Origin of the sequence: Thiorhodococcus mannitoliphagus (assembly GCF_010915725.1) — a bacterium.
Taxonomy (GTDB): Bacteria; Pseudomonadota; Gammaproteobacteria; order Chromatiales; family Chromatiaceae; genus Thiorhodococcus; species Thiorhodococcus mannitoliphagus.
Map to the genome: position 1 here is coordinate 70,916 of NZ_JAAIJR010000002.1, position 20,107 is coordinate 91,022.

General features: G+C 62.6%; 19 protein-coding genes and 1 tRNA gene. 8 read left to right on the top strand and 12 right to left on the bottom strand.

What is annotated here, in order from left to right:
• Positions 1–382: 382 nt before the first annotated feature.
• From G3480_RS00955 to G3480_RS00970, 4 genes are all read left to right on the top strand, one after another.
• Entirely contained in the window at positions 383–655 is a 273-nt protein-coding gene (locus G3480_RS00955; RefSeq protein WP_164651820.1) for an RNA recognition motif domain-containing protein, read from the top strand.
• A gap of 251 nt (positions 656–906) precedes the next feature.
• The gene (locus G3480_RS00960) at positions 907–2,748 is read left to right on the top strand and encodes a M61 family metallopeptidase (RefSeq protein ID WP_164651780.1); all 1,842 of its coding nucleotides are present in this window, start codon (positions 907–909) and stop codon (positions 2,746–2,748) included.
• Positions 2,749–2,755: 7 nt separating this feature from the next.
• Positions 2,756–3,760, top strand: coding sequence for a bifunctional biotin--[acetyl-CoA-carboxylase] ligase/biotin operon repressor BirA (gene birA / locus G3480_RS00965; protein ID WP_164651781.1), 1,005 nt, complete (start codon positions 2,756–2,758; stop codon positions 3,758–3,760).
• The gene (locus G3480_RS00970; protein ID WP_164651782.1) at positions 3,757–4,497 is read left to right on the top strand and encodes a type III pantothenate kinase; all 741 of its coding nucleotides are present in this window, start codon (positions 3,757–3,759) and stop codon (positions 4,495–4,497) included. Before birA ends, G3480_RS00970 begins: the two co-directional genes overlap by 4 nt.
• Before the next feature lie 187 nt (positions 4,498–4,684).
• Here the strand turns inward: G3480_RS00970 and G3480_RS00975 are convergent, their stop codons facing one another.
• The 9 genes from G3480_RS00975 to G3480_RS01005 form a co-directional block, all read right to left on the bottom strand.
• On the bottom strand, positions 4,685–5,047 hold the full coding sequence (locus G3480_RS00975; protein WP_164651783.1) for a hypothetical protein: 363 nt from the start codon (positions 5,045–5,047) through the stop codon (positions 4,685–4,687).
• A gap of 44 nt (positions 5,048–5,091) precedes the next feature.
• A complete protein-coding gene (locus tag G3480_RS28160; RefSeq protein ID WP_240905504.1) occupies positions 5,092–5,538 on the bottom strand; it encodes a hypothetical protein in 447 nt (148 codons plus the stop codon).
• Between the two features lie 144 nt (positions 5,539–5,682).
• Positions 5,683–6,615 carry an HsdM family class I SAM-dependent methyltransferase gene (locus G3480_RS28165; protein ID WP_240905505.1) on the bottom strand — a complete coding sequence of 311 codons (933 nt, stop codon included), beginning with the start codon at positions 6,613–6,615 and terminating at the stop codon, positions 5,683–5,685.
• A gap of 243 nt (positions 6,616–6,858) precedes the next feature.
• Positions 6,859–7,092, bottom strand: coding sequence for a type I restriction-modification system subunit M N-terminal domain-containing protein (locus tag G3480_RS00985; protein ID WP_240905506.1), 234 nt, complete (start codon positions 7,090–7,092; stop codon positions 6,859–6,861).
• A 242-nt stretch (positions 7,093–7,334) separates the two neighbouring features.
• The gene (locus tag G3480_RS00990; protein ID WP_206171425.1) at positions 7,335–7,760 is read right to left on the bottom strand and encodes a helix-turn-helix domain-containing protein; all 426 of its coding nucleotides are present in this window, start codon (positions 7,758–7,760) and stop codon (positions 7,335–7,337) included.
• Positions 7,761–7,773: 13 nt separating this feature from the next.
• Positions 7,774–8,058, bottom strand: coding sequence for a type II toxin-antitoxin system HigB family toxin (locus tag G3480_RS00995; protein ID WP_164651784.1), 285 nt, complete (start codon positions 8,056–8,058; stop codon positions 7,774–7,776).
• A gap of 85 nt (positions 8,059–8,143) precedes the next feature.
• The gene (locus G3480_RS29710) at positions 8,144–9,496 is read right to left on the bottom strand and encodes a type I restriction-modification enzyme R subunit C-terminal domain-containing protein (protein ID WP_338114030.1); all 1,353 of its coding nucleotides are present in this window, start codon (positions 9,494–9,496) and stop codon (positions 8,144–8,146) included.
• A 45-nt stretch (positions 9,497–9,541) separates the two neighbouring features.
• On the bottom strand, positions 9,542–10,519 hold the full coding sequence (locus G3480_RS29715; RefSeq protein ID WP_338114031.1) for a DEAD/DEAH box helicase family protein: 978 nt from the start codon (positions 10,517–10,519) through the stop codon (positions 9,542–9,544).
• Positions 10,520–10,656: 137 nt separating this feature from the next.
• A tRNA-Arg gene (locus G3480_RS01005) sits at positions 10,657–10,733 on the bottom strand.
• 540 nt (positions 10,734–11,273) lie between these two features.
• Between G3480_RS01005 and G3480_RS01010 the strand changes: the two genes are divergently transcribed.
• Both G3480_RS01010 and G3480_RS01015 read left to right on the top strand, forming a co-directional pair.
• Entirely contained in the window at positions 11,274–11,411 is a 138-nt protein-coding gene (locus tag G3480_RS01010) for a hypothetical protein (RefSeq protein WP_164651785.1), read from the top strand.
• Positions 11,412–11,529: 118 nt separating this feature from the next.
• Positions 11,530–13,638 carry a GAF domain-containing protein gene (locus tag G3480_RS01015; protein WP_164651786.1) on the top strand — a complete coding sequence of 703 codons (2,109 nt, stop codon included), beginning with the start codon at positions 11,530–11,532 and terminating at the stop codon, positions 13,636–13,638.
• A 281-nt stretch (positions 13,639–13,919) separates the two neighbouring features.
• Here G3480_RS01015 and G3480_RS01020 read toward each other — a convergent pair whose 3' ends face one another.
• The 3 genes from G3480_RS01020 to ppsR all read right to left on the bottom strand — a co-directional run bounded on the left by G3480_RS01020 (position 13,920) and on the right by ppsR (position 17,733).
• Entirely contained in the window at positions 13,920–15,128 is a 1,209-nt protein-coding gene (locus tag G3480_RS01020; RefSeq protein ID WP_164651787.1) for a geranylgeranyl diphosphate reductase, read from the bottom strand.
• 48 nt (positions 15,129–15,176) lie between these two features.
• Complete coding sequence (gene chlG / locus G3480_RS01025; RefSeq protein WP_164651788.1) at positions 15,177–16,082, bottom strand: chlorophyll synthase ChlG; 906 nt, start codon at positions 16,080–16,082, stop codon at positions 15,177–15,179.
• Between the two features lie 214 nt (positions 16,083–16,296).
• On the bottom strand, positions 16,297–17,733 hold the full coding sequence (gene ppsR / locus G3480_RS01030; protein WP_164651789.1) for a transcriptional regulator PpsR: 1,437 nt from the start codon (positions 17,731–17,733) through the stop codon (positions 16,297–16,299).
• A 565-nt stretch (positions 17,734–18,298) separates the two neighbouring features.
• Between ppsR and bchF the strand changes: the two genes are divergently transcribed.
• Together bchF and G3480_RS01040 are read left to right on the top strand one after the other, a co-directional pair.
• Entirely contained in the window at positions 18,299–18,820 is a 522-nt protein-coding gene (gene bchF, locus G3480_RS01035) for a 2-vinyl bacteriochlorophyllide hydratase (protein ID WP_164651790.1), read from the top strand.
• A complete protein-coding gene (locus tag G3480_RS01040; RefSeq protein ID WP_164651791.1) occupies positions 18,817–20,106 on the top strand; it encodes a ferredoxin:protochlorophyllide reductase (ATP-dependent) subunit N in 1,290 nt (429 codons plus the stop codon). Before bchF ends, G3480_RS01040 begins: the two co-directional genes overlap by 4 nt.
• Position 20,107 lies beyond the last annotated feature (1 nt).

The following is a 20,107-nucleotide window of genomic DNA, read 5'->3' on the forward strand; positions in this document are numbered from 1 at the left end:
GAAGCTCATACCCGCTGACTTGTCTCGGGCCCCGCCTTTCGTGTCGCATCGGCGGTCAGAAAACGCGACGATGCTCCCGCCGGTGTTGCTTGAAAGCGAACCTCGCTCCGGTGCCATCTGGCATGAGATTTCTCCGCAATCGCCTCAGCCTGCCGCTCGGGAAGGTTTCGATCCCGTCCGACGCCGATAAACTGAAGCGTAGATGTACGGATAGCGGGACGCCGCGCGATCTACTATTGTCCTCGCCGAAGATAAGTATTGGGCTTGTCTGTCTGGCTTGGCCTCTGTCTTTCAGAGAGCCAAGGGCGGCGAAAGCGTTCGGCATTGGCGTTTCGACCACTCTCTCCGTTTTTTCAATGCGCTCTCCTATGGGATTTGAATGATGAACATTTACGTTGGCAACCTGTCCTATGGCGTAACTCAAGATGAGCTTCGCGAAGCCTTCGGTGCTTACGGCGAGATTTCGAGCGTCAATCTCATTACCGATAAGTTCACTGGCAGTTCCAAGGGTTTTGGATTCGTCGAGATGCCGGACAACGCCGAGGCAGATGCCGCCATCAAGAGCTTGAACGAAACCCCGCTGAAGGGACGCAACATGCGCGTCAATCAAGCCAAGCCGCGTGGAGAGCAGGCAGCTTCCGGATCTCGCTGGTAGCTCATCCGGCCGGCTCCGGGCTGCCTGCGGCCCGGAGCGCTCCCGTCCCTCGTCTCGCCCTCCGCTTGCATCAACATTGACCGCCTGAGCTGCCTACGGGATAGTGGCGCTTTCAGTGCGGAGACAGCTGCCATCCTCCTGTCCGAGGGTGGCGCGGCTCGAGATGTTTAGCCGTATCGCGATCTCTCCGTCCAGCCTCAGTCAAGGTGGGACCTGCCATCTCGGGTGCCGCCCAGCGGGAATCGAGCGGAATGTCCGAGCCAACCCCAGACGCTAGCGCCGTCACCTATCGCATTGCCCCATGTCGTCCACGTGCTCATCTCTTTTGTGTTGAGCTTGTGATCGCAGGGCCGCTGCAGGCGCCACTCGAGCTGAGCATGCCGGCCTGGATTCGCGGCAGCTACATGATTCGGGATTTCGCGCGCAACATCGTCAGCATCGCCGCGACCGACGCGGAGGGGTGCCCTCTAGCGCTGCAAAAGCAGGACAAGCAGACTTGGCTGTGCCCGGGTGTGGGGGCAGTGCGTGTTCGCTATGAGGTCTTCGCTTGGGATCTTTCGGTGCGCGCAGCCCATCTGGATCTGACGCACGCTTACTTCAACGGACCGAGTCTACTCCTGCGAGCAAAGGGGCTGGGCCAGCAGCCATGTCGTGTCGAGCTGTTAGCGCCCGATGACGAGGCCTGCGCGGGCTGGCGAGTGGCGACCAGTCTGCGCGCGCTTGAGGTCGATGGCTCCGGGTTTGGTCTCTATGAAGCGGATTCCTACGAAGACCTGATCGACCATCCCGTCGAAATAGGACACTTCGAGCGGCTTACTTTCGACGTCGGTGCGGTGCCGCACCAGATGGTCATCAATGGCGGGCGTCATGTCGACAAGCCCCGCCTGGAGCGGGATCTCGGCAGGATTTGTGCGGAGCATGCAGGGTTTTTCGGCGAGCTGCCGATCGATCGCTACCTTTTCTTGGTGACCGCGCTGGGTGAAGGATACGGCGGCTTGGAGCACGCCTTCTCGACCAGTCTCCTCTGCTCGCGGGATGATCTGCCGCAGCTCGGGACCGAATCCTCTGCTGCCTCCGCCGATTATCGCCGTTTTCTCGGTCTCTGCAGCCACGAATACTTCCATCTTTGGCACGTCAAGCGCATTCGACCCCAGGTCTTCGCGGAAGCCACCCTGGAGCAGGAGGCGCACACGCGTCTGCTGTGGGTCTTCGAGGGCATCACCTCCTATTACGATGAGCTTGCCCTAGTCCGCAGTGGTTGTGTCGATCAAAAGGCCTATCTGGGCATGCTGGCGGAGACCATCACCCGCGTCATGCGCACACCCGGCCGCCGGCTGCAGACGCTCGCCGAGTCGAGCTTCGATGCCTGGACCAAGTTCTACAAGCAGGATGAAAACGCCCCGAACGCCATCGTGAGCTACTACGCGAAAGGGGCCTTGGCCGCCCTCGGACTCGATCTCGAGATCCGGCGTCAGACGCAGGGTCGTTCGTCGCTGGACGAGGTGATGCGTGCGCTTTGGCAGCGTCATGGCAAGACCGACCTCGGCCTGCCCGAGCGCGGCTTCGAAACCCTTGCAATGGAGGTCACAGGTCTGGACCTTCGAGGGTTTTTCGCGCAGGTGGTTGATTCAACCGAGGACTTCGACCTGGCCAGCTTACTGCGCAGCGTCGGTATCGAAATGCGCTTACGACCGCAGCTCGACGCGAAGGACCTTGGCGGCTGCGTCGACCAGTTCGAGCCGATCCAGCCCAGTCCGACGCTGGCCCTGCGTCTGCGGTCCGGCGTCGCCGAGGCGATCGTACAGAACGTCTTGAGTGGCGGCGCGGGAGAGGATGCAGGCATCGCGCCCGGCGATGTCTTGATTGCTGTCGACGGGTTGCGGGTAACGCCGGCGAATCTCGATGCCTTGGTCGCGATCGGCGCCAAGGCGGCCGGCGAGATCCAAATCCACTTGTTCCGTCGCGACGCGCTGATGCAGGTGATGGCGCGCCCCCAACCCGCAGAGCGAGATACCTGCGAACTGCAGATCCTGGAGCCGGTCTCTGAGTCCGTTGCGCAGGCCCGCAGCGCCTGGCTGGCAAGTCGCGCCTGAGGTTGCTATGGAGCGAAACATCGCGCTCATTGAACTCTTGGCTGACGGTGCCTTTCATTCCGGGGAGGCCATCGCCGCTCATCTGGGGATCACGCGCGCGGCGGTGTGGAAGGCGCTCAGGAAGACCACCGACGAGCTGGGGCTTGCGCTCGAATCCGTCCGCGGCCGCGGCTACCGTCTGCTGACGCCACTCGAGCTGCTGGATGCGGAGCGACTCTTGGGCGCTATGAGCGATCACGGACGCCATCTGGTAAGCCGTCTGGAGCTGCACCGCCAGATCGACTCGACCAACGCCTTTCTGATGCGCGCCGCGGCGGCTGGCGCTCCCGCTGGCGCGGTCTGCATCGCCGAGCAGCAGACCGCTGGCCGTGGGCGTCGGGGCCGCTCCTGGCAGTCGCCCTTCGGCGTCAATCTCTATTTGTCGGTGCTCTGGCGCTATCCGACCGGACCTGGTGTTCTGGGTGGGATGAGCCTGGCGGCCGGCGCGACCCTTGCTGAGGTGCTAGCGGCTCATGGCGTGCAAGACATCGCCCTGAAATGGCCCAACGACATCCTTTGGCATCGGCGCAAGCTGGCGGGCCTGCTCCTGGAGGTGGCCGGCGAGTCTCAGGGGCCAAGTCATCTTGTTGTTGGCTTGGGTCTCAACCTGAGCATGCGGCAAAGCCAGGCGCCCGACATCGATCAACCTTGGGTCTCGCTGAACGAGATTCTGGATGGGGCTCCGCTGGGCCGAAATCGGCTCGCCGGTGCCCTTGTCGAGGCCCTCGTCCATGCGCTTGAGCGGTATGGTCGTGAGGGGCTCTCACCTTTTCTCGATCCCTGGCGTGCTTTCGACCCCCTGGCGGGCGAGCCCGTGCGTGTCATCTTTGGCGATCAAGTGATCGAAGGGCGTCATGCCGGCATCTCGGACGAGGGTGCCCTGCAGCTTGAAACCTCGACTGGCCTACGGCGCTTCCAGGCCGGCGAGGTCAGTCTGAGACCCATTGAGCGCCCAGAGACTCCTGCCCTATGAATCTCCTGATCGACATCGGTAACTCGAATTTGCGCTGGACTTGCCATGGCCAGGACTGCGCCTGGGACATGGCGGTTGTCCGTCACAGCGGCGGGGTCCCGCTCGACCTCCTGGCGCAGTGGGAGCAGTTGGAGCCGCCGGAGCGCTTGGTCGTCAGTAATGTGGGCGGCCAAGAGGTCGCCGACGCGCTCGAGCGTGTTACCCGGGCGCTGTGGCGGCGCGCCCCGGAGTATCTGCGCACAGAGGCAGTCTTTGGCGGCGTCCGTATTGCTTACGAGGAGCCCTTGCGTCTGGGGGTCGACCGTTGGCTGGCGTTGATTGCTGCGCACGAGCTGTGTCAGCAGGCCTGCCTAATCGTCGATGCGGGGACCGCAGCGACCTTCGATCTGCTGCTCGCTGACGGCCGTCATCTCGGCGGCTTGATCCTCCCGGGGGTTGAGATGATGCGCAAGAGTCTGCTCATGGGCACGCGGATACCTCGCATCGAGGCGGACCCGGCGGGCGAGCCTTGGGCGACGGATACGGCGCCGGCTGTGGCCGCGGGGAGTCTCCAAGGACTGGCCTCGCTGGCGACTCGGCTCTTTGATCGGCTGGCTGCCGAGGCCGGGCAGTCCCCGAGGCTGATCTTGACCGGGGGCGATGCCGAGCGCATCCAACCAGCCCTGGATCGGCCGGCACAGCTGGTTCAGGACCTCGTGCTGCGGGGCATGCGGTGTGTCGTTGACGCAGGCGCCTGACCGGCTGGCTCGGCGGCATGTGCTGGATGGGTGTTTGGTGTCTCGACATCTACCGAAAAAGCATCCCATCTGATTGACTGAGAAGCGAAATCGTCCGGACGGTCCTTGCTGTTACCCCTCACGCATCACTGCATCCCTGCAGCTTCGGTCATCGGTGGAAAGTCATCACTGACAGGTGGTTAGCGTCTCACGCTACCTGGTTGGATGCTTCATCGCAGATCAGTTCCAGGGTATCGAGCGGCTTGATCGCGTTGCCGGAGAGCAGGACATCGTTGAGGATGGCGCTTGCCAGCCCCGGCTCGCTCAGGCGCTGGAGAAAGTAGGGATTGGTGCCGACCAAGCGGCAAAGCGCGTCGAACCCGTACTCGTTGAAGCCGAGCCCATGGGCGCCGTCACCGAGGGTGGCGTCATCCTGGAAGCGGGCACCCCGTTCGAGAAAACTGCGGAGCGGCAGGCGGTAGATGTGTTTCTGCTCCTCCCCGGCGAAGTCGATCACCGCATCGAGGTTCTCGAAGCGCTCCTGGTGTGCGTCCTGAACGATAAATGCCATGCGATTCTCCTTGCTGACAAGCGTTCGGTCGGTGAGAGCCGTCTTTAGCGGCGGTCAATCAAAGCTCGCCTCTGAAGGCGCGGTCGAGGATGGAGGGGATCAGTGCGTCGAGTTCCGGCTGAGTATCGGCGTAAGTCTGACTGATGCTGGCGAGCCAGTTGCTCGTTTGTTTGATCTTTTGTTGCCATTATGATCTCCATCACCCGCCGCTCCTTCTCCAGAATTTCCAAAATCAATGCCTCCGGCGACCGATGCTCCAACGCCTCCAGGCTATGCGGATTCTTGATGTCGAGATTGAACAGGGGCCAGTAGAGGCCATCGCCGATGCCCTGCTCCTCCTTCTGTCGGGCGCGTAGCACGGATAGCCGGCTTTTCAACTCGCGGATCTCGCGCGCGGCCTGATCCTGTTCCGCGCGCGAGTGCTCCGGCCGCTCCTTCCAGATGGCGAGCCGCTTCTCCAGATCCCGCAGCGTCCGTTCGGTCTCCAGCACCTCCTGCCGTGCCCGCTCGGCGGCGTCCCAATGGGGCTGGGCCTGCTCGCGGGCGGCGGCCAGCTTCTCGCCGAACGGGAGCCTCCACGCCTGGGCGTCCTCTTCACGCTGCCTCCACCAGGCCAGGCAGGGCTCGAACTCGGCTTAGTCCATGGGCTTGGTCTTGCTGTACTTCTTACGGCCCTCGGGCGGTGGGATCTGGTAGAACCAGATGTCCTGGGTCGGTCCCGAGCGGTCGAAGAAGAGCAGATTGGCGGGGATGTCGGTATAGGGCGAGAAGACGTCCTCGGGCAGGCGCACGATGGTATGCAGGTTGAAGCCCTTGACCAGGGCCTCCTTGATCCGCGCCGCGATGCCATCGGCGAAGAGGGTGCCGTTGGGGACGACCACGGCGGCGCGACCGCCGTTCTCGGCTCCCTGACCTGGCCGTTTCAGCTTGCGCATGATGAGCTGGAGGAAGAGCAGCGCGGTTTCGGCGGCTTGCATGTCCTGCGGGAAGCCGCCGAGGATGCCCCGCTCTTCCTCGCCGCCGAAGGGCGGATTGGTGAGGATGACATCCACCCGGTCGCGGTCGCCGATCTTGTTCAGCTCCACGTCCAGGCTGTTGCGGGGGTCGATCCGGGGGTATTCGAGCCCGTGCAGCAGCAGGTTCATCTGGACCAGCAGATAGGGCAAGGGCTTGGCCTCGCCGCCCTGGAGCGTGCTGTTCTGTAGGGTGGCGCGGTCTTCGACCCTGTGGCATTGCGCCTCCAGATGACGCATCGCCTCGGCCAGAAAGCCACCGGTCCCACAGGCCGGGTCGAGGATGGTCTCGCCCAGGCGTGGATTGGTCGCCTCCACCATGAAACGCACCACCGGGCGCGGGGTGTAGAACTCGCCCGAGTCGCCCGCCGCGTCGCGCATCTCGCGCAGCATGGTCTCGTAGAGGCGGCTCAGGGTGTGCATCTCGTCGGAGGCGTTGAAGTGGATGCCGTTGACCTTGTTGATGACATCGCACAGCAGATAGTCGTTCTGCATGCGGTTTTGCAGGCCCTTGAAGACGGTGGCGATCACGTCGCGGCGGTCGCCGCCATTCATCCCCTGAAGGTTGCGCAGATAGGTGAAGAGGCCGGGGCCTTCGCGGCCGTCGGGCAGGACGGCGCGCTCCTGGTTGATGAAGGCGATCAGCTCATCGCCGGTGATACCGCCTTCATCCGCTGCCCAGTCGCGCCAGCGGTAGGGCGGGACGATGGCCGGCTGAAAGGGTTTGCCGCTTAGAAAGTGTCCATCAACAACTTCCCCCCTTTCGCAAAGGGGGGCTAGGGGGGATTTCGGACGGGATCACTCACATCGGGAAACAATTGATGAGCGCTTTCTTAGGAGGGCGTCGGTCTCGCGCCGCTGCTCCAGGTCGTCGAGGAACTTGAGGAACATGACCCAGGTGAGGATTGGCAGGCGGTCCAACTCGCCCGAGAGCCCCTTGTCCTTGCGCATGATCTGACGGGCGGATTTGACGATTCCGCCCAGTTGTTGGGCGGTGGTCATGGGTTGGTCGGCGGTCTTCTTCTTGGGCATCGGTGTTCGTCTGGCTCAGAAGCTGTCTGGAAACTCCTAGGGAGGCTTCGCCTCAGACCGACGAGTCATGTCATCGGGATCGCTATCGGGGTCGGAATCGCTATCGTCGGTTCGATCCCGATCCCGATCCCGATCCCGATGGCCTTGGATGGTCGGACGCTGCATCTAAATTTGACTCATCTGCGAGCATTTTTCGCCCTCAAGGATCCTAGGGATCTCTACGATGATTTCCAGACAGCCTCTCAGGCGTGAGTTGCAATGGGACCGGAGTGGCGCCTATCGCTGTCGTTGGTGGCGCGCTGTGCGGACTCACGAATGAGGACATCGGCGGAGATGCCAAGACCCGCGCTGAGCCGGCGGATCATGTTGAGACTGAGTGGCCGTTTGCGGTTGAGGATTTCGGATACCTTGGACTTGGAGCCGATGTAGGGCACGAGATCCTGATGTTGGAGCCCCATCTGGTCCATGCGGAAGCGAATCGCCTCGATGGGATCGGGTGGCGCGATGGGGAAATGCTCCTGCTCGTAGTGCTCGATGAGTAGAGCGAGCAGATCGATCTCATCGGCGTCAGGGGTCTCGGGCGCGGGGTCCAGATCCATCAGATAGGTCAGTCGCTCCAGGGCCTGGCGGTGCGCCTGGTCGGTCTTGATGATTCTTGGCTGGTTCATCGTCTGTCCCCGCTCAGAAGCGTTGCTTGTCGTACTCGGCATGGGTTCCGACCCACTCGATCACCACCAAGCCTTGCTGGTAGCGCACCTTGACGACGAGGCGATAGTGGTTGCCCTTGATGTTGAAGATGACTCGGTTGTTGGGCAGGAAGTCCGCGCTGCGGTGCCGGTTCCTGATGTCTTGCGGTGTGGACCAGGTGCTGCGGGAGACCTCGTCGAACCATGCCTCCAATGCCGCCTTGGCGTTGGTGCGCTGCTCCCAGAATGAGACGAGCTTGTCTCGGCCTAGGACTTTCATTGTAGGCCAATAGTTCCCAAAATGGGAACAAAGAGATTGATCCCGTCATGGACTTCATCGGGGCTATGGCAGGTCGGCGGCATGCTCAATGCCGATACAGCAAGGATTGCATCCGATCTACCGCCTGTTTCATCTGGAGTGCGCCGCCGAACAGGCCCGCGATTTCCATGGCGTTGCCATAGGCGGAGATGGGCTGAACTCCCAGGGCATCGGGGATATTGAACTGGCTTGGACTAAAATCACTGTATTTGTCGAGCAAGGCGGAAAGGATGTCGCGCGCTTCGGGTCCGTACTGGTCGAAGAGATCGAGATGCGCCTTGCGCAGATGCGCGGCGCGTTCCTTCCGCGTCCGCAAGGGGGTCTCAAAGGCGAGGTGACAGAGCAAGTCGAGCGGATCGGCATCGGGCCGTCCGGTGACTTCGCTCAATTCCGCGAAGGTGATCCCGCGCGCCTCCAACTCCAGGATGACCTCCTCCCGCTGCACCGGATCGGCCCAGCGGTCCTGTAACTCATCGACCGAGGTGAAGAGGGTGCGGATCTTTTCGGCGGTGTAGTCGGTGAACTGCACCACGCGCAGTTGGTTGCCCTCGGCATCCAGCTCATAGACGACGTGAGCGATGATCTCGACCTGACCGCCATCCACGTAGAACTTCCGAGGCGGCGGCGGGGGCGGCGGAGGCAGCGGCGGAAGTTCGTCGGGCTCGTCCGGGGCGACGACGGTCGTTTCCGGTTCGTAATCCTCTGGCTCCTCGGCTTGCGCGTTGACCCCCGTGGTATCGATGAGCGCCTCTTCCGCGATCTCGCTTCCGTTCCCGTCGATGGTGATCTCCTCTTCGAGATCGGGAAAGCCGTCGAAGTCCGGATCGGCGAAGTTGCGGGTCGCCGAGCCGGTGTAGTCGAGGATGTTGAACCAGGTCTTGCCGTAGTCCTCGCGCATGCGGGTGCCGCGTCCGATGATCTGCTTGAACTCGGTCATGGAGTTGACGACACGGGCCAGGACGACGTTCTTGCAGGTGGGCGCATCCACGCCCGTGGTCAGTAGCTGAGAGGTGGTGAGGATGACCGGACTGGTGGTTTCCAGCTCCTGAAAGCGGCTCAGGTGGCCTTTGCCGATCTTGCCCTCTTCCGAGGTGACGCGGACGACGTAATCCGGGTATTTCTGAACCAGGTCGGCGTTGAGGTTGTTCAAGGCACGGCGCATCGCGTCGGCGTGCTCCTGATCGACACAGAAGACGATGGTCTTGGCGAAGCGGTCGGTGCGCCGCATGAAGTCGCTGAGATGGCGGGCGATGGCATCGGTTCGCGCGCGCAGGGCGATGACCCGCTCGAAGTCCTTGGTCTGGTATTCCTCGTCGGGAATCGCGCGGCCATACCGGTCGACCTCGCCCTTACTCGGACGCCAGCCCGTGGCATCCGCCTGGGTGACGACCCGATGCACGCGATAGGGGGCCAGGAAACCGTCCTGGATGCCCTGACGCAGACTCTAGGTGTAGAGCGGATTGCCGAAATACTCGTAGGTGTCGCGGTTGTCCTCGCGCAGCGGGGTGGCTGTCATGCCGAGCTGATAGGCGGGCGCGAAGTAGTCGAGGATCTCGCGCCAGTTGCTGTCGTCGCGGGCGCTGCCACGATGGCATTCATCGACGATGATGAGATCGAAGAAGTCCCGCGCATAGCCACGATACAGACCGGGGCGCCGGGCATCCTGGGCGATCGCCTGGTAGATGGCGAAATAGACCTCGCGACTCTTGATGACCTCGCCCTCGATCTTGTGGCGGGCATCGCCGAACGGGGCAAAGGTCTTGTCCTTGGGGTCGTCGATCAGGACGTTGCGGTCGGCGAGAAAGAGGATGCGGGGCTTACGGTGCGCGCCCTCTCGATTCCAGCGGGCATTCCAGAGCTTCCAGCAGATCTGGAAGGACACCATCGTCTTGCCGGTGCCCGTCGCCATGGTGAGCAGGATGCGCCGGACGCCTTGCAGGATCGCCTGCACGGTCCGGTTGATGGCGATCTCCTGGTAGTAGCGCGGGGTGTAGCCAACGACATGGTGATAGGGGGTCAAGAGCTTGTCCGCGAGACGCGGCTCGATCCCCAGTCCAGCCTGTAATCTGGCGAACAGTTCGGCGGGCGTCGGAAAGGCGGAGAGTTCGGATTCCCGTCCGGTCAGATAATCGAACTCGATGATCCAGTGGCCGTTGGTGGCATAGGCGAACTTGAGGCCGAGGATCTCGGCGTAGTCCTTCGATTGCTGCAAGCCGGTGCCGGGCGGATCGGATTCCGGCTTGGCCTCGACCACCGCGATCAGGAAGTCGCGAGTAAAGCGAAGCAGGTAATCCGCCCGTTTCTGTGCCAAACGACGGATGGTACTGCCCCGGATCTCCACGCGCCCATCCGTAAAGGTCTGTTGCTCGGTGATGGCATGGGGATATTGTTCCCACCCTGCTTGCCTGAGTCTCGGGGTCACATAGACCCGGCAAGTATCCGCCCCATTCCTGAGAGTGACTTCAGTAGCGGCGCCCAGGCAGAAGGACGCTCAGCAAGCGGGATGCGCTCTTGATGAGGGCATCATCGGACGAGAAAAGACTAGGCTGGATGGGTATTTGGTGCCCTCGACAGGATTCGAACCTGTGACCTATCGCTTAGGAGGCGATTGCTCTATCCAGCTGAGCTACGGGGGCAGTGCGATTCTTTGGCAAAGATTCCAGATGCTCAGTTTTCTGGCTCACGGCCTCGGCCGCATTGTGATGCTCAAAGCGCACGACGAATTTTAGCGCAGCCGGGACTTGGGGGCTATGGTTGGCTCGGTGTTACTTGTGAGCCGGGTGCGCGCTGACCTTGGATACTCCATCTAGCCTGAAGAAAACCGCTTTGGTTTGATCGAAGGGCGTTTGCTTAGAAAGTGACCATCAACAACTTCCACCCTTTCGCAAAGGGGGGGCTCGGGGGGATTTCGGGCGGGATCGCTCGCATCGGGAAACAATTGATGGGCGCTTTCTTAGAGGCTGTCTGACAAACCTCGAGGCGACTCTAGTCGTCCTTAACGCTGGCGAGAGGGCGAATGAATTCGCCCCAGCTCGGGCGATTGCAATCTTCAGACAGCCTCTTGGGGCGTCTTGGGGCTTTGCGTGCGCAGCCGAGGGGTGTATCGGGCTATCTCGAGGCTTGGCAGCCCTGTCCGAATGGCCAATCCCTTCCAGTCGAGTATAGGATCGCCCGTCTTGGCGAGGGCGTTGGACCTCGGGCGCGGTCTGCAGCGCAGCGAGGCACTGCGCTGTAGCGCGCGGGTGACCATCGCAACGCCGCAGCAGCGCTTGGGTTTGAGTCGTCAGGGTCTTTGTGTGAAGCTGCGCGCATAGGGTCTGGAGCCAGATCCGTCGAAGAACAACAATCTCAGCGATTGAGGATGGGAGGCCGTTTCATGTGAGCTTCGGTGCTTTTCCGCCGCCCACAGGTAGGCAGGGCGCTGTCAGCGGGATGCGTCAGCGCGGGAGGTATGATTCCACCATTCAGTCGTGCGCGGCCTTGCTGGTCGTGCGCGAGGCTGACTTGACCGTCACTCATGCGAGTGACAACGCCGCGCTCTTCTTAGGTGTCGCCGAGGATCTTATCGGCTGTGGGCTCGCGGAACTCGGGCGGGATCTCCATGATCGCGTTCGCGCGCATCTGGATCATGCGCTCGACGGGGCCCCGGTGGTGCTGCGTTGTCCGGTTGGTGAGGCATGCCGCGAATGCGATCTGCTCTTGCATCGGCCAAGCTCAGGCGGACTGGTGATCGAACTCGAGCCGGCGGGTCCAGCCGTCGACCTGTCCGTCCAGATTGAGCGGGCGCTGGATCCCCTTCTGTCGGCGGATTCCGTCGAGCGTCTCTGCGATGCCTCGGCCGGCGTCTTTCAAGAGCTGACCGGCTATGATCGTGTGCTCGTCTTTCGCTTCGATGAGGCGGGCTACGGGCAGGTCGTCTCCGAGCAACGCAAAGCGGGTGTGGCCTCTTGTCTCGGTCAGCATTTCGGCGATTCCGAAGCCCCTCCCAACGCGCATTCGCTCATTGAGCGCAATCGCATGCGTCACTTGGTCGATGCCCATGAGCCCCCGGTGTTCGTGCGGCCGCTAGGCAACGCACAGAGCGGTCTCGATCTGGACCTGTCGCGATGCACTTGGCGCAGCCTCTCGCCGCTTCATCTGCAGTTCCTTGAGCAACTGGATGTGCGCGGGACCCTGGTCGCGCCGCTCTCGGTCGGCGCCCGGTTGTGGGGCTTGGTCGTCTGTCATCATCGCACCCCGCGCTTCGTACATTACCCGGCGCGAGCTGCCTGCGAGCTGCTTGCCGAGACCGCTGCGACGCGGATTGCGGCGCTCGAGGCCACCGCGGAGCGGGTCGCCGAGGCTCGGGTTCGCGGCCTCGAGTCACGGTTGATCGAGGCTATCTCGCGACACGGCGATTGGCGCCCGGCCTTGATGGACGATGCGTCCTTGCTCTTGGGTCTCGTTGAGGCTGCTGGGGTTGCACTGACTTACGAGGGTCAGGTCACTGCTTTTGGGGAGACGCCATCTGAGGGCCGCCTTCGCGAGATCCTGGCTTGGCTGGACGCGCGCACGCCAAAGGGCGTTGTTGCTGCATCCGTTGTTGGTCATGAGCGTCGTCCGCGAACTTTCATCGGGCCTTCGGCATACGCCTTGCTCGCCGCGCCACTCTCGCGCGCCGATGGTGAATATTTGCTCTGGTTTCGCGCTGCCGCCAAGGAGGAATTGGGGCTCCACCCTGAGCCGGCCTTGTCGGCGGTCGTTTCTAGGCATCCATCGCAATGGCTCGGCCATGGCTTTGCGGGCTCGGCCATGCTGACGACCGGGCGGCTGCCGCGCTGGTCGTCGCTCGATCGCATCACCGCGCGGCTGCTTGGAGACAGCATCGGGGATGTGATTCAGCAGTTTCGCTCCGTGCGTGTCTTGATCGCGCAGGCCCAGCTCGCCCAGGCCAAGTCCGAGCTGGATCTCGCGAGTCAGCCCATTTTGATTGCAGATGCGCAGGGCGGGGTGCTGTGCACGACGCCGGCTTGGGATGCGACCCCAGGATTCGTGGGGCAAGGCTTGGCGGCTATTCAGGACCTGGCATCGCTGTGCATGGAGTCGTCTGATGTCGAGCAGCATCTGCGCGATCTCTTGGCGCAGCATCGGGCTTGGCGGGGACGGATCAGGCTGCGCGGTGATAACGGGAAGATCGACGCTTATCTGATTCGAGCCGACGCCATCTTCTCCGCTCCGGGACAAGTGATCGGCCTGGTTGTCATTCTGACGCGGACCTTCGAGCAGGATAAAGCGCCGCAAGCCGAGCGAGCTAGGGTTGCGCCTGAGGGGGTGGCGGCAGCATCAGCTGGCGTCTCAGGTCCTTATTCGGGTATCGCTTCACTGATGACAGACAACCGGAAACAGGTTGCGCGAGCGCTGAGTCAGGGCGGTGACTGCGCGCAAGGTTCTCCACGCTGCGATGGGGCGGAACGCGCTGCGGCACGCGCGCTCGAACTCTTGGGGCGACTCATTGCCTACGGTCGTACTGAGTCCCGCAGTGGCTTTGATGCCAATGATTGATGCCAGCACAGCGCGCTTGCAGGCTCGGCTCAGGTCGCCGCGGGTTCGGTCAACGCCCGCCGATGTTGGCTAGAAGGCTGGGCATCGATCATCCCTTGGTCCAACCGCGCGGTCGGTGTGAGCGGCGCCCCGCCGCGACGGACGCGCGATCGCGGCGAGGCGCTGCTCCCACAAGAATGCGAAGAAGATCCTCTGTGTGCAGGATGCCGATGAGGATGAAATCGACGAGCTGGCTGCTGTAGAAGAAGTCCCTTTGCTGTGCCGGCTCGCCTTAGGGGCCTTTATCGGTTGCTGGGTACGACGCCAAGCAGGTGCGCCATATCCTTGAAGAAGATGCGGAAGTGCGCTCCAGGTCGCGCCTTGACCAAGCGCTTGTTCATGTAGGCTTCCCAGGTCAGATACTGGATATCCGGATCGGCGCACAAGCTGACGAACCGCTCACGACGCTTGTCGCTGGAGTACCAGAACTTCTGCATGATGCCCAAGACCCAGAACACCTTGCCGTGCGCCTTCATGAAGCGCTGGCGCGCCTTCTTGAGTGCTTTGGGGTTGCCCGAGGTGCAGAATTCATTGACGGCCTCTGCCGCAAGGCGTCCGCCGGCCAAGGCGTAGTAGATACCTTCTCCCGATGCGGGCGCGACGCAGCCGGCTGCATCTCCAGCGAGCAGGATGTCGCGGCCGTTGTCCCAGCGCTTGAGCGGCTCGAGTGGAATGGGGGCGCCTTCTCTTCTCAGCGTCTCGGCTTGCTCAAGGCCGGCGCGGCGGCGCAGCTCGGTGCAGGCGGTCCTTAAGGAGAACCCTGGCACGGCAGTGCCCACGCCGACGCTGATGGTGTCGCCATGTGGGAAGACCCAGCCGTAGAAATCTGGGGAGATGTCGCCCTGATAGTAGACGTCGCATCGGGTGCCGTCGAAATCCGCCCCGGAGTCGTTGGCGGGCGCGCGGACGATCTCGTGATAGGCAGAGACGTATTTGACGGTCTCATAGCCTGGAACATAGTGCTTGCCGACGAAGGAGTTAGCGCCGTCGGCGCCGATGATCGAGCGCGCTCGGACGGTTGCGGTCTCCGTGCTGCTGCGGCCTTGTCCCGGGCGGTAGTGCACCACGGCGGTGCCATCGCTGTCGCGCTCGATCTTCTCGAAGGTGCCAGTTTGGCGCGTGGCGCCGTTTTCGGCTGCACGCGTCCTCAGCCACTCGTCGAAGTGCTCGCGATCGACCATGCCGACATAGCCACCGTCGATGGGCATGTCGACCTCGCGGTCCGAAGGCGCGATCATCCGCGCGGAATTGACTTTGGCCGCAAGAACCGACTCCGGAATATCGAAATCCCGCATGGCTTGCGGTGGAATGGCGCCGCCGCAGGGCTTGATGCGGCCGGCCCGGTCGAGCAGGAGGACGGAGCGGCCCATCTTGGCCAGATCGTTGGCGGCAGTGGCTCCAGCGGGTCCGCCGCCGATCACGACGACGTCGAAGGTATCGGGGTTTGACATGGGAGGTCTCGTCGAAAGCAAAAGGGCTCGCGCAAGATGCGCGGGGGGTTACTGGATCAGCCCGCGCACGGCGAAGGCGCTGATCATCATTCCAGTGACATAGACGCTGACGCCCAGTCCGCTGAACCAGGTTGCGCGCTCGCGCGGACTGCCGAGGAAGCGGATCATGAGGGCGACCTGGATTAGCAGCACCACGCCGACGGCAATGGCGTGGGTCGGCTTGTCCCAAGCGAAGAGTAGCGCAATAACAACGGCTTGCGGTAGCCCCATGACCAGGCACAAGAGGCGCGCGGCGCCGTCAACGCCGAGCTGTACCGGCAGCGATCGGACGTTCATTTGCGTATCGCCTTCAATCGCCTTGAAGTCGTTCAGGGTCATGATGCCATGGGCGCCGAGGCTATAAAGCAGGGCGAGGATGAGGATTTTCCAGTCGGGAAGCGCTCCCCCAATCATGACGGCCGCGCCCGTGACCCAGGCCAGTCCTTCGTAGGAGATGCCGGCGGCGAGGTTGCCCCACCAGCCATTGCCCTTGAAGCGGAAAGGCGGTGCGCTGTAGCCCCACGCGATAGCCATGCCGATCAGGGCGATGCCGAAGACCCAGGGGCCCAGTGCGTAGGCCAGTGCCAGCGAGACGGCTGACCAGATCAGCGAGAGGTAGAAGCCCCAGCGGCCGGGGATGCGACCTGAGGGAATGGGGCGATTCGGCTCGTTGATGGCATCGACGTCGCGGTCGTACCAGTCGTTGACGACCTGGCTGGTGCCGCACATCAAGGGTCCAGCGAGGATGATGCCCGCGATCACGACGAGCCACTGCTCGAGGACGGGGGCGCCAGAGGAGACCACGCCGCAGCTGAAGGCCCACATGGGTGGGAACCAGGTGATCGGATGCAGGACTTCAAAGATTGCGGAAGGCGCGGGTAGGGTCGGGGTCTCAGACACCGTGGTTTGATTCATGCCGGGAACCTGCGTCTGGCCGATGAGGCCAGTCTTTGCTGTCGATTAAAGTTGATACGAGAACTCGACTGGCCCTAGTTGCACCCAGGCCTTAGATACAGACGCTCGTGCCTAAGGCACGCTATCCGGTCGCAAAGCGCTCCGGATGCGGGCTGCCAGTCGGGAATTGGGCATGCCATCCGTGACACGGATGTAGGGTGCCTCCGCCGCGAGCCTATTTCTTGCCCGAGCCCGATGACTCGGAGGCGTGATCGGCTACGATGCCGTAACGGTCGATTTTGACGTAGAGGCTTTGCCGACTCAAGCCTAAGAGTTCGGCGGCCGAGGCGCGGTTGTCCCCGGTCAACTTGAGTGCCGCCTCGATGCACAGGCGCTCAATGGTGTCGGTGGATTCCCGTACCAGCTCCTTCAGGGGCACGCGCCCCACGCGCTCGGTCAGCTGATCGAGCCAGCGTGTCTGCTCGGGGCTGGTTGGCTGCTCGGCGCTGAGCCGCCGCCCGACGTCGCGAATGAAGAACCCGAAATAGGGGCGTTCGCCATTGCGGACGGCTGCGGCGGAGATCTCGACCTCCGTCGTTGATCCGTACTCGCCGCGCAGCGTCGTTGCGAAGAGCCTCACGGTGGTGTGCTGGCGAAGATTGGCCATGAGCACGTTCAGATCGACGCCCGGTCTGCCTAACCAGCGGTCCAGGCTTTCGCCGCGCGCCTGCTGCTCGGCCGCGATCTCGGTCAAGCTGAGGAAGGTGCTGTTTGCGGTGAGGATCGTGCCGTTGGTATCAGTGATGACGACGCAGTCGGGGGCGCTCTCGAGCACGCGGAGATAGCGCGCCTTGATGTCTGGCATGGATGCCGTTTTGGAGGCATCCGGGATGACGGGTGATAGCCGCACCAGCAGAAAAGAGGCGTTCTCTTGGCGCAGCAGGGATGCCGAGACGAGGAACTCTTGCGTGCTGTCCAGCAGGATCGCTCGGACGTCGTCCGCCCGCCCAGCGGCTCGCACACCAGCGAGTAGGCCGTTGATCGACTGCGTGCTGTCGTTGTCGAAGCCTTCGGGGAAGGGTCTGCCGATGATCCGCGTCGGTGTCTCGCCGAGCATCTGGCCGGCGGCAGGGTTGGCCTCGACGACGCGCTGCGTTGGCGCATCGATGATGAGGATTGCCTCCGAGACCATCCGGAAGAGCAGCCGATAGCGCGTCTCGACTTGTCGAAAGCGCCAGTAGTCACGCTCCAATGCCTGCTGCGCGTCGACGAGCTGCTGCTGCAGGGCCGCCATGCCTTGCAGATTCCGCCCGACAGCGATGATTCGGCCGGATTGATCGGCGCGGAGTGCGCGATATTGCATCGGAATGTCGGCGCCGCGCCGAGAGGGGTGCGTCACCTGGCGCCAGCGTGTGACGCTGTGCTCGGCGGCTTCGTTCAGCAAATCCTCGAGGTTCGCGCGCGTCTCGGGTGATACGGTCTCCAGCCAAGGTTGGCCGATCCAGTCGGGGCTGAGTTCGGCTGCGAGGTCATCACTACCGTAAGCGATATCGCTAACGACGCCCTGGGCATCCAAGACGACCGCGACGTCAGCCATCCCTTCAACCAAGGCCGCCGTCGTCTCGGCGTCTAGGACGCCGAGGCTCTCCCTCGGGGCTCTGAACGAACTCACGGCGACCAGATCCTCCAATGCCACATGGGCGCACTTTCAAAATCAATTCAGCACTCCGCCTCAGGTGGCTGGCTTGCCGTACTCGGGGCGGGGCACATCCAGGCGTCATCGCACGCGCGGGCACCGAACACATCAATTAAACCGTTTTTCGTTCCAGGCGGCGCGGCGGCGCCGAAAGATGGGGGCCGACGCCTACGACATCGCCAAGAGGGTGCGGGATCTGCGCTCGATCACGAGAGTCTTGCAGGTCTCGCAGTGCCGCTTGGCGCGGTTGACGAGCCGCTGTCACCGCCTCAATATGCCCGGCCAAGCGCGTCAGGTATTCAGGCCTGCGTTCATGAATGACAGCAAGGGTTTCGGGTGTCTCCTCGCACATCACTGAAGTGGCTTGGCTGTATGCCGCCGTGACAACATGGGCATGGTCCCTATTGTGGTTGCTTGCCCGAGGTTGTCAAGTCAGGTTTACGTAAAGTTTGGTTGACGCATGCGTGAAAGCGGACTAGATTTCTGCATGTAACTTAAGTGAAGATCGTAAAGATCTGAAAGCGGATTCGGCCCGAGAAGCATGACCCACCACTCAACCGAGAAACCCCAGCGCAGTCCTCTCTATACGCCAGAAGAGCGTCAGCGGCGAGACGAGTCGCCGTGGACATTGGTTCAGGGTGTGCTCGCTCCCCTGCAGTTCGTGGTTTTTCTTGTCAGTCTCTACTTCGTTCTGCGCTATCTTGCGACGGGCGAAGGGGCCTTTGCGGCGACCATCTCAGTTGTTGTCAAGACGATTGTGCTCTACACCATCATGATCACAGGTGCAATCTGGGAGAAGGTGGTGTTCGGGCGCTATCTCTTTGCGCCTGCGTTCTTCTGGGAAGACGTGTTCAGCATGCTGGTGTTGGCGCTTCACACAGCCTATCTGGCGGCGCTCTTCACGGGTTTCGTCGACACGCGTGGTCAGATGCTGATTGCTCTGGCGGCCTATGCGACCTACGTGATCAACGCGGGGCAGTTTCTCATTAAGCTGCGGATGGCGCGCTTGGAAGGTAATCGGCGTCGTGCCGAGGGTGGTGCGCTCGCCGAGGTTGCGGAATGAGTGCTGTCGAAGCTGCGGCGCCCGATCAGGTGTCGGTGACTTGCGCTGGTCCGGAGATTACTCGCGAGCGTGGTCAGCGGCAGGTCTTTTGCGGGCTTGCTGGTATCGTCTGGCTCCACCGTAAGATCCAGGACGCCTTCTTTCTCATCGTGGGCTCGCGCACTTGCGCTCACCTGATGCAGTCTGCCGCAGGGGTGATGATCTTCGCCGAGCCGCGTTTCGCGACCGCGATTTTGCAGGAGCGCGATCTCGCTGGTATGGCAGACTGCAATCAAGAACTTGATCGCGTTGCCGCAGAGGTGCTGGGGCGTCGGCCAGACATCAAGACCCTCTTTCTTGTTGGCTCCTGCCCTTCCGAGGTGATCAAGCTGGATCTGGCAAAGGCAGCCGAGCGGCTGTCGGACGTCTACCAAGGTCGTGTGCGGGTGATCGACTATTCGGCCAGTGGGCTTGAGACGACCTTCACGCAAGGTGAGGATGCCTGCCTCAAGTCGCTCGTTCCGCAGATGCCGCAGCTGCCTCCTGAGTCGCGCTCGCTACTTGTGGTTGGGACTTTGCCTGACGTGGTGGAGGATCAATTCGCGCGGCTCTTCAAGGATCTGGGTATCGGTCCCGTACACTTTCTCCCGCCGCGGCATGCCACGGAGTTTCCGCCGGTCGGAAGTGGTACCTCGGTCCTGCTGGCGCAGCCTTTCGTGGGCGAGACACTGCGCGCGCTTGTTGAGCGCGGCGCAACGCTGCTCAAGGCGCCTTACCCCTTCGGAATCGAGGGGACCCTTGCTTGGCTTCGCGCCGCGACTGATGCCTGGGGTATCTCGGGCGAGACCCTGGAGTCCGCGACCGCTCCGGCGATCGCGCGCGCCGAGAAGGCCCTGGCGCGTCAGCGCGAGCTGCTGGCCGGCAAGCGCATCAGCTTTCTTCCGGACTCTCAGCTCGAGATCCCGATGGCCCGCTTCCTCCAGCGGGAATGCGGCATGGAGCTGGTGGAAGTGGCCACGCCCTTCCTGGATCGTCAGCTGATGGAAGCGGAGCTGCCGTTGCTGCCCCAGGGTCTGCGTTTGGTCGAAGGTCAGGATGTGGAGCATCAGCTCGATCGCGTGCGCGCGGATCGTCCGGATATCACCGTCTGTGGTCTTGGCCTGGCAAATCCACTCGAGGCCGAGGGGCTGTGCACCAAGTGGTCGATCGAGCTGGTCTTTACGCCTGTCCACGGTTTCGATCAGGCCGCCGATCTCGCAGAGCTTTTCGCGCGTCCCTTGGTGCGCGGCTCGCTGTTGAAGGTTTGAA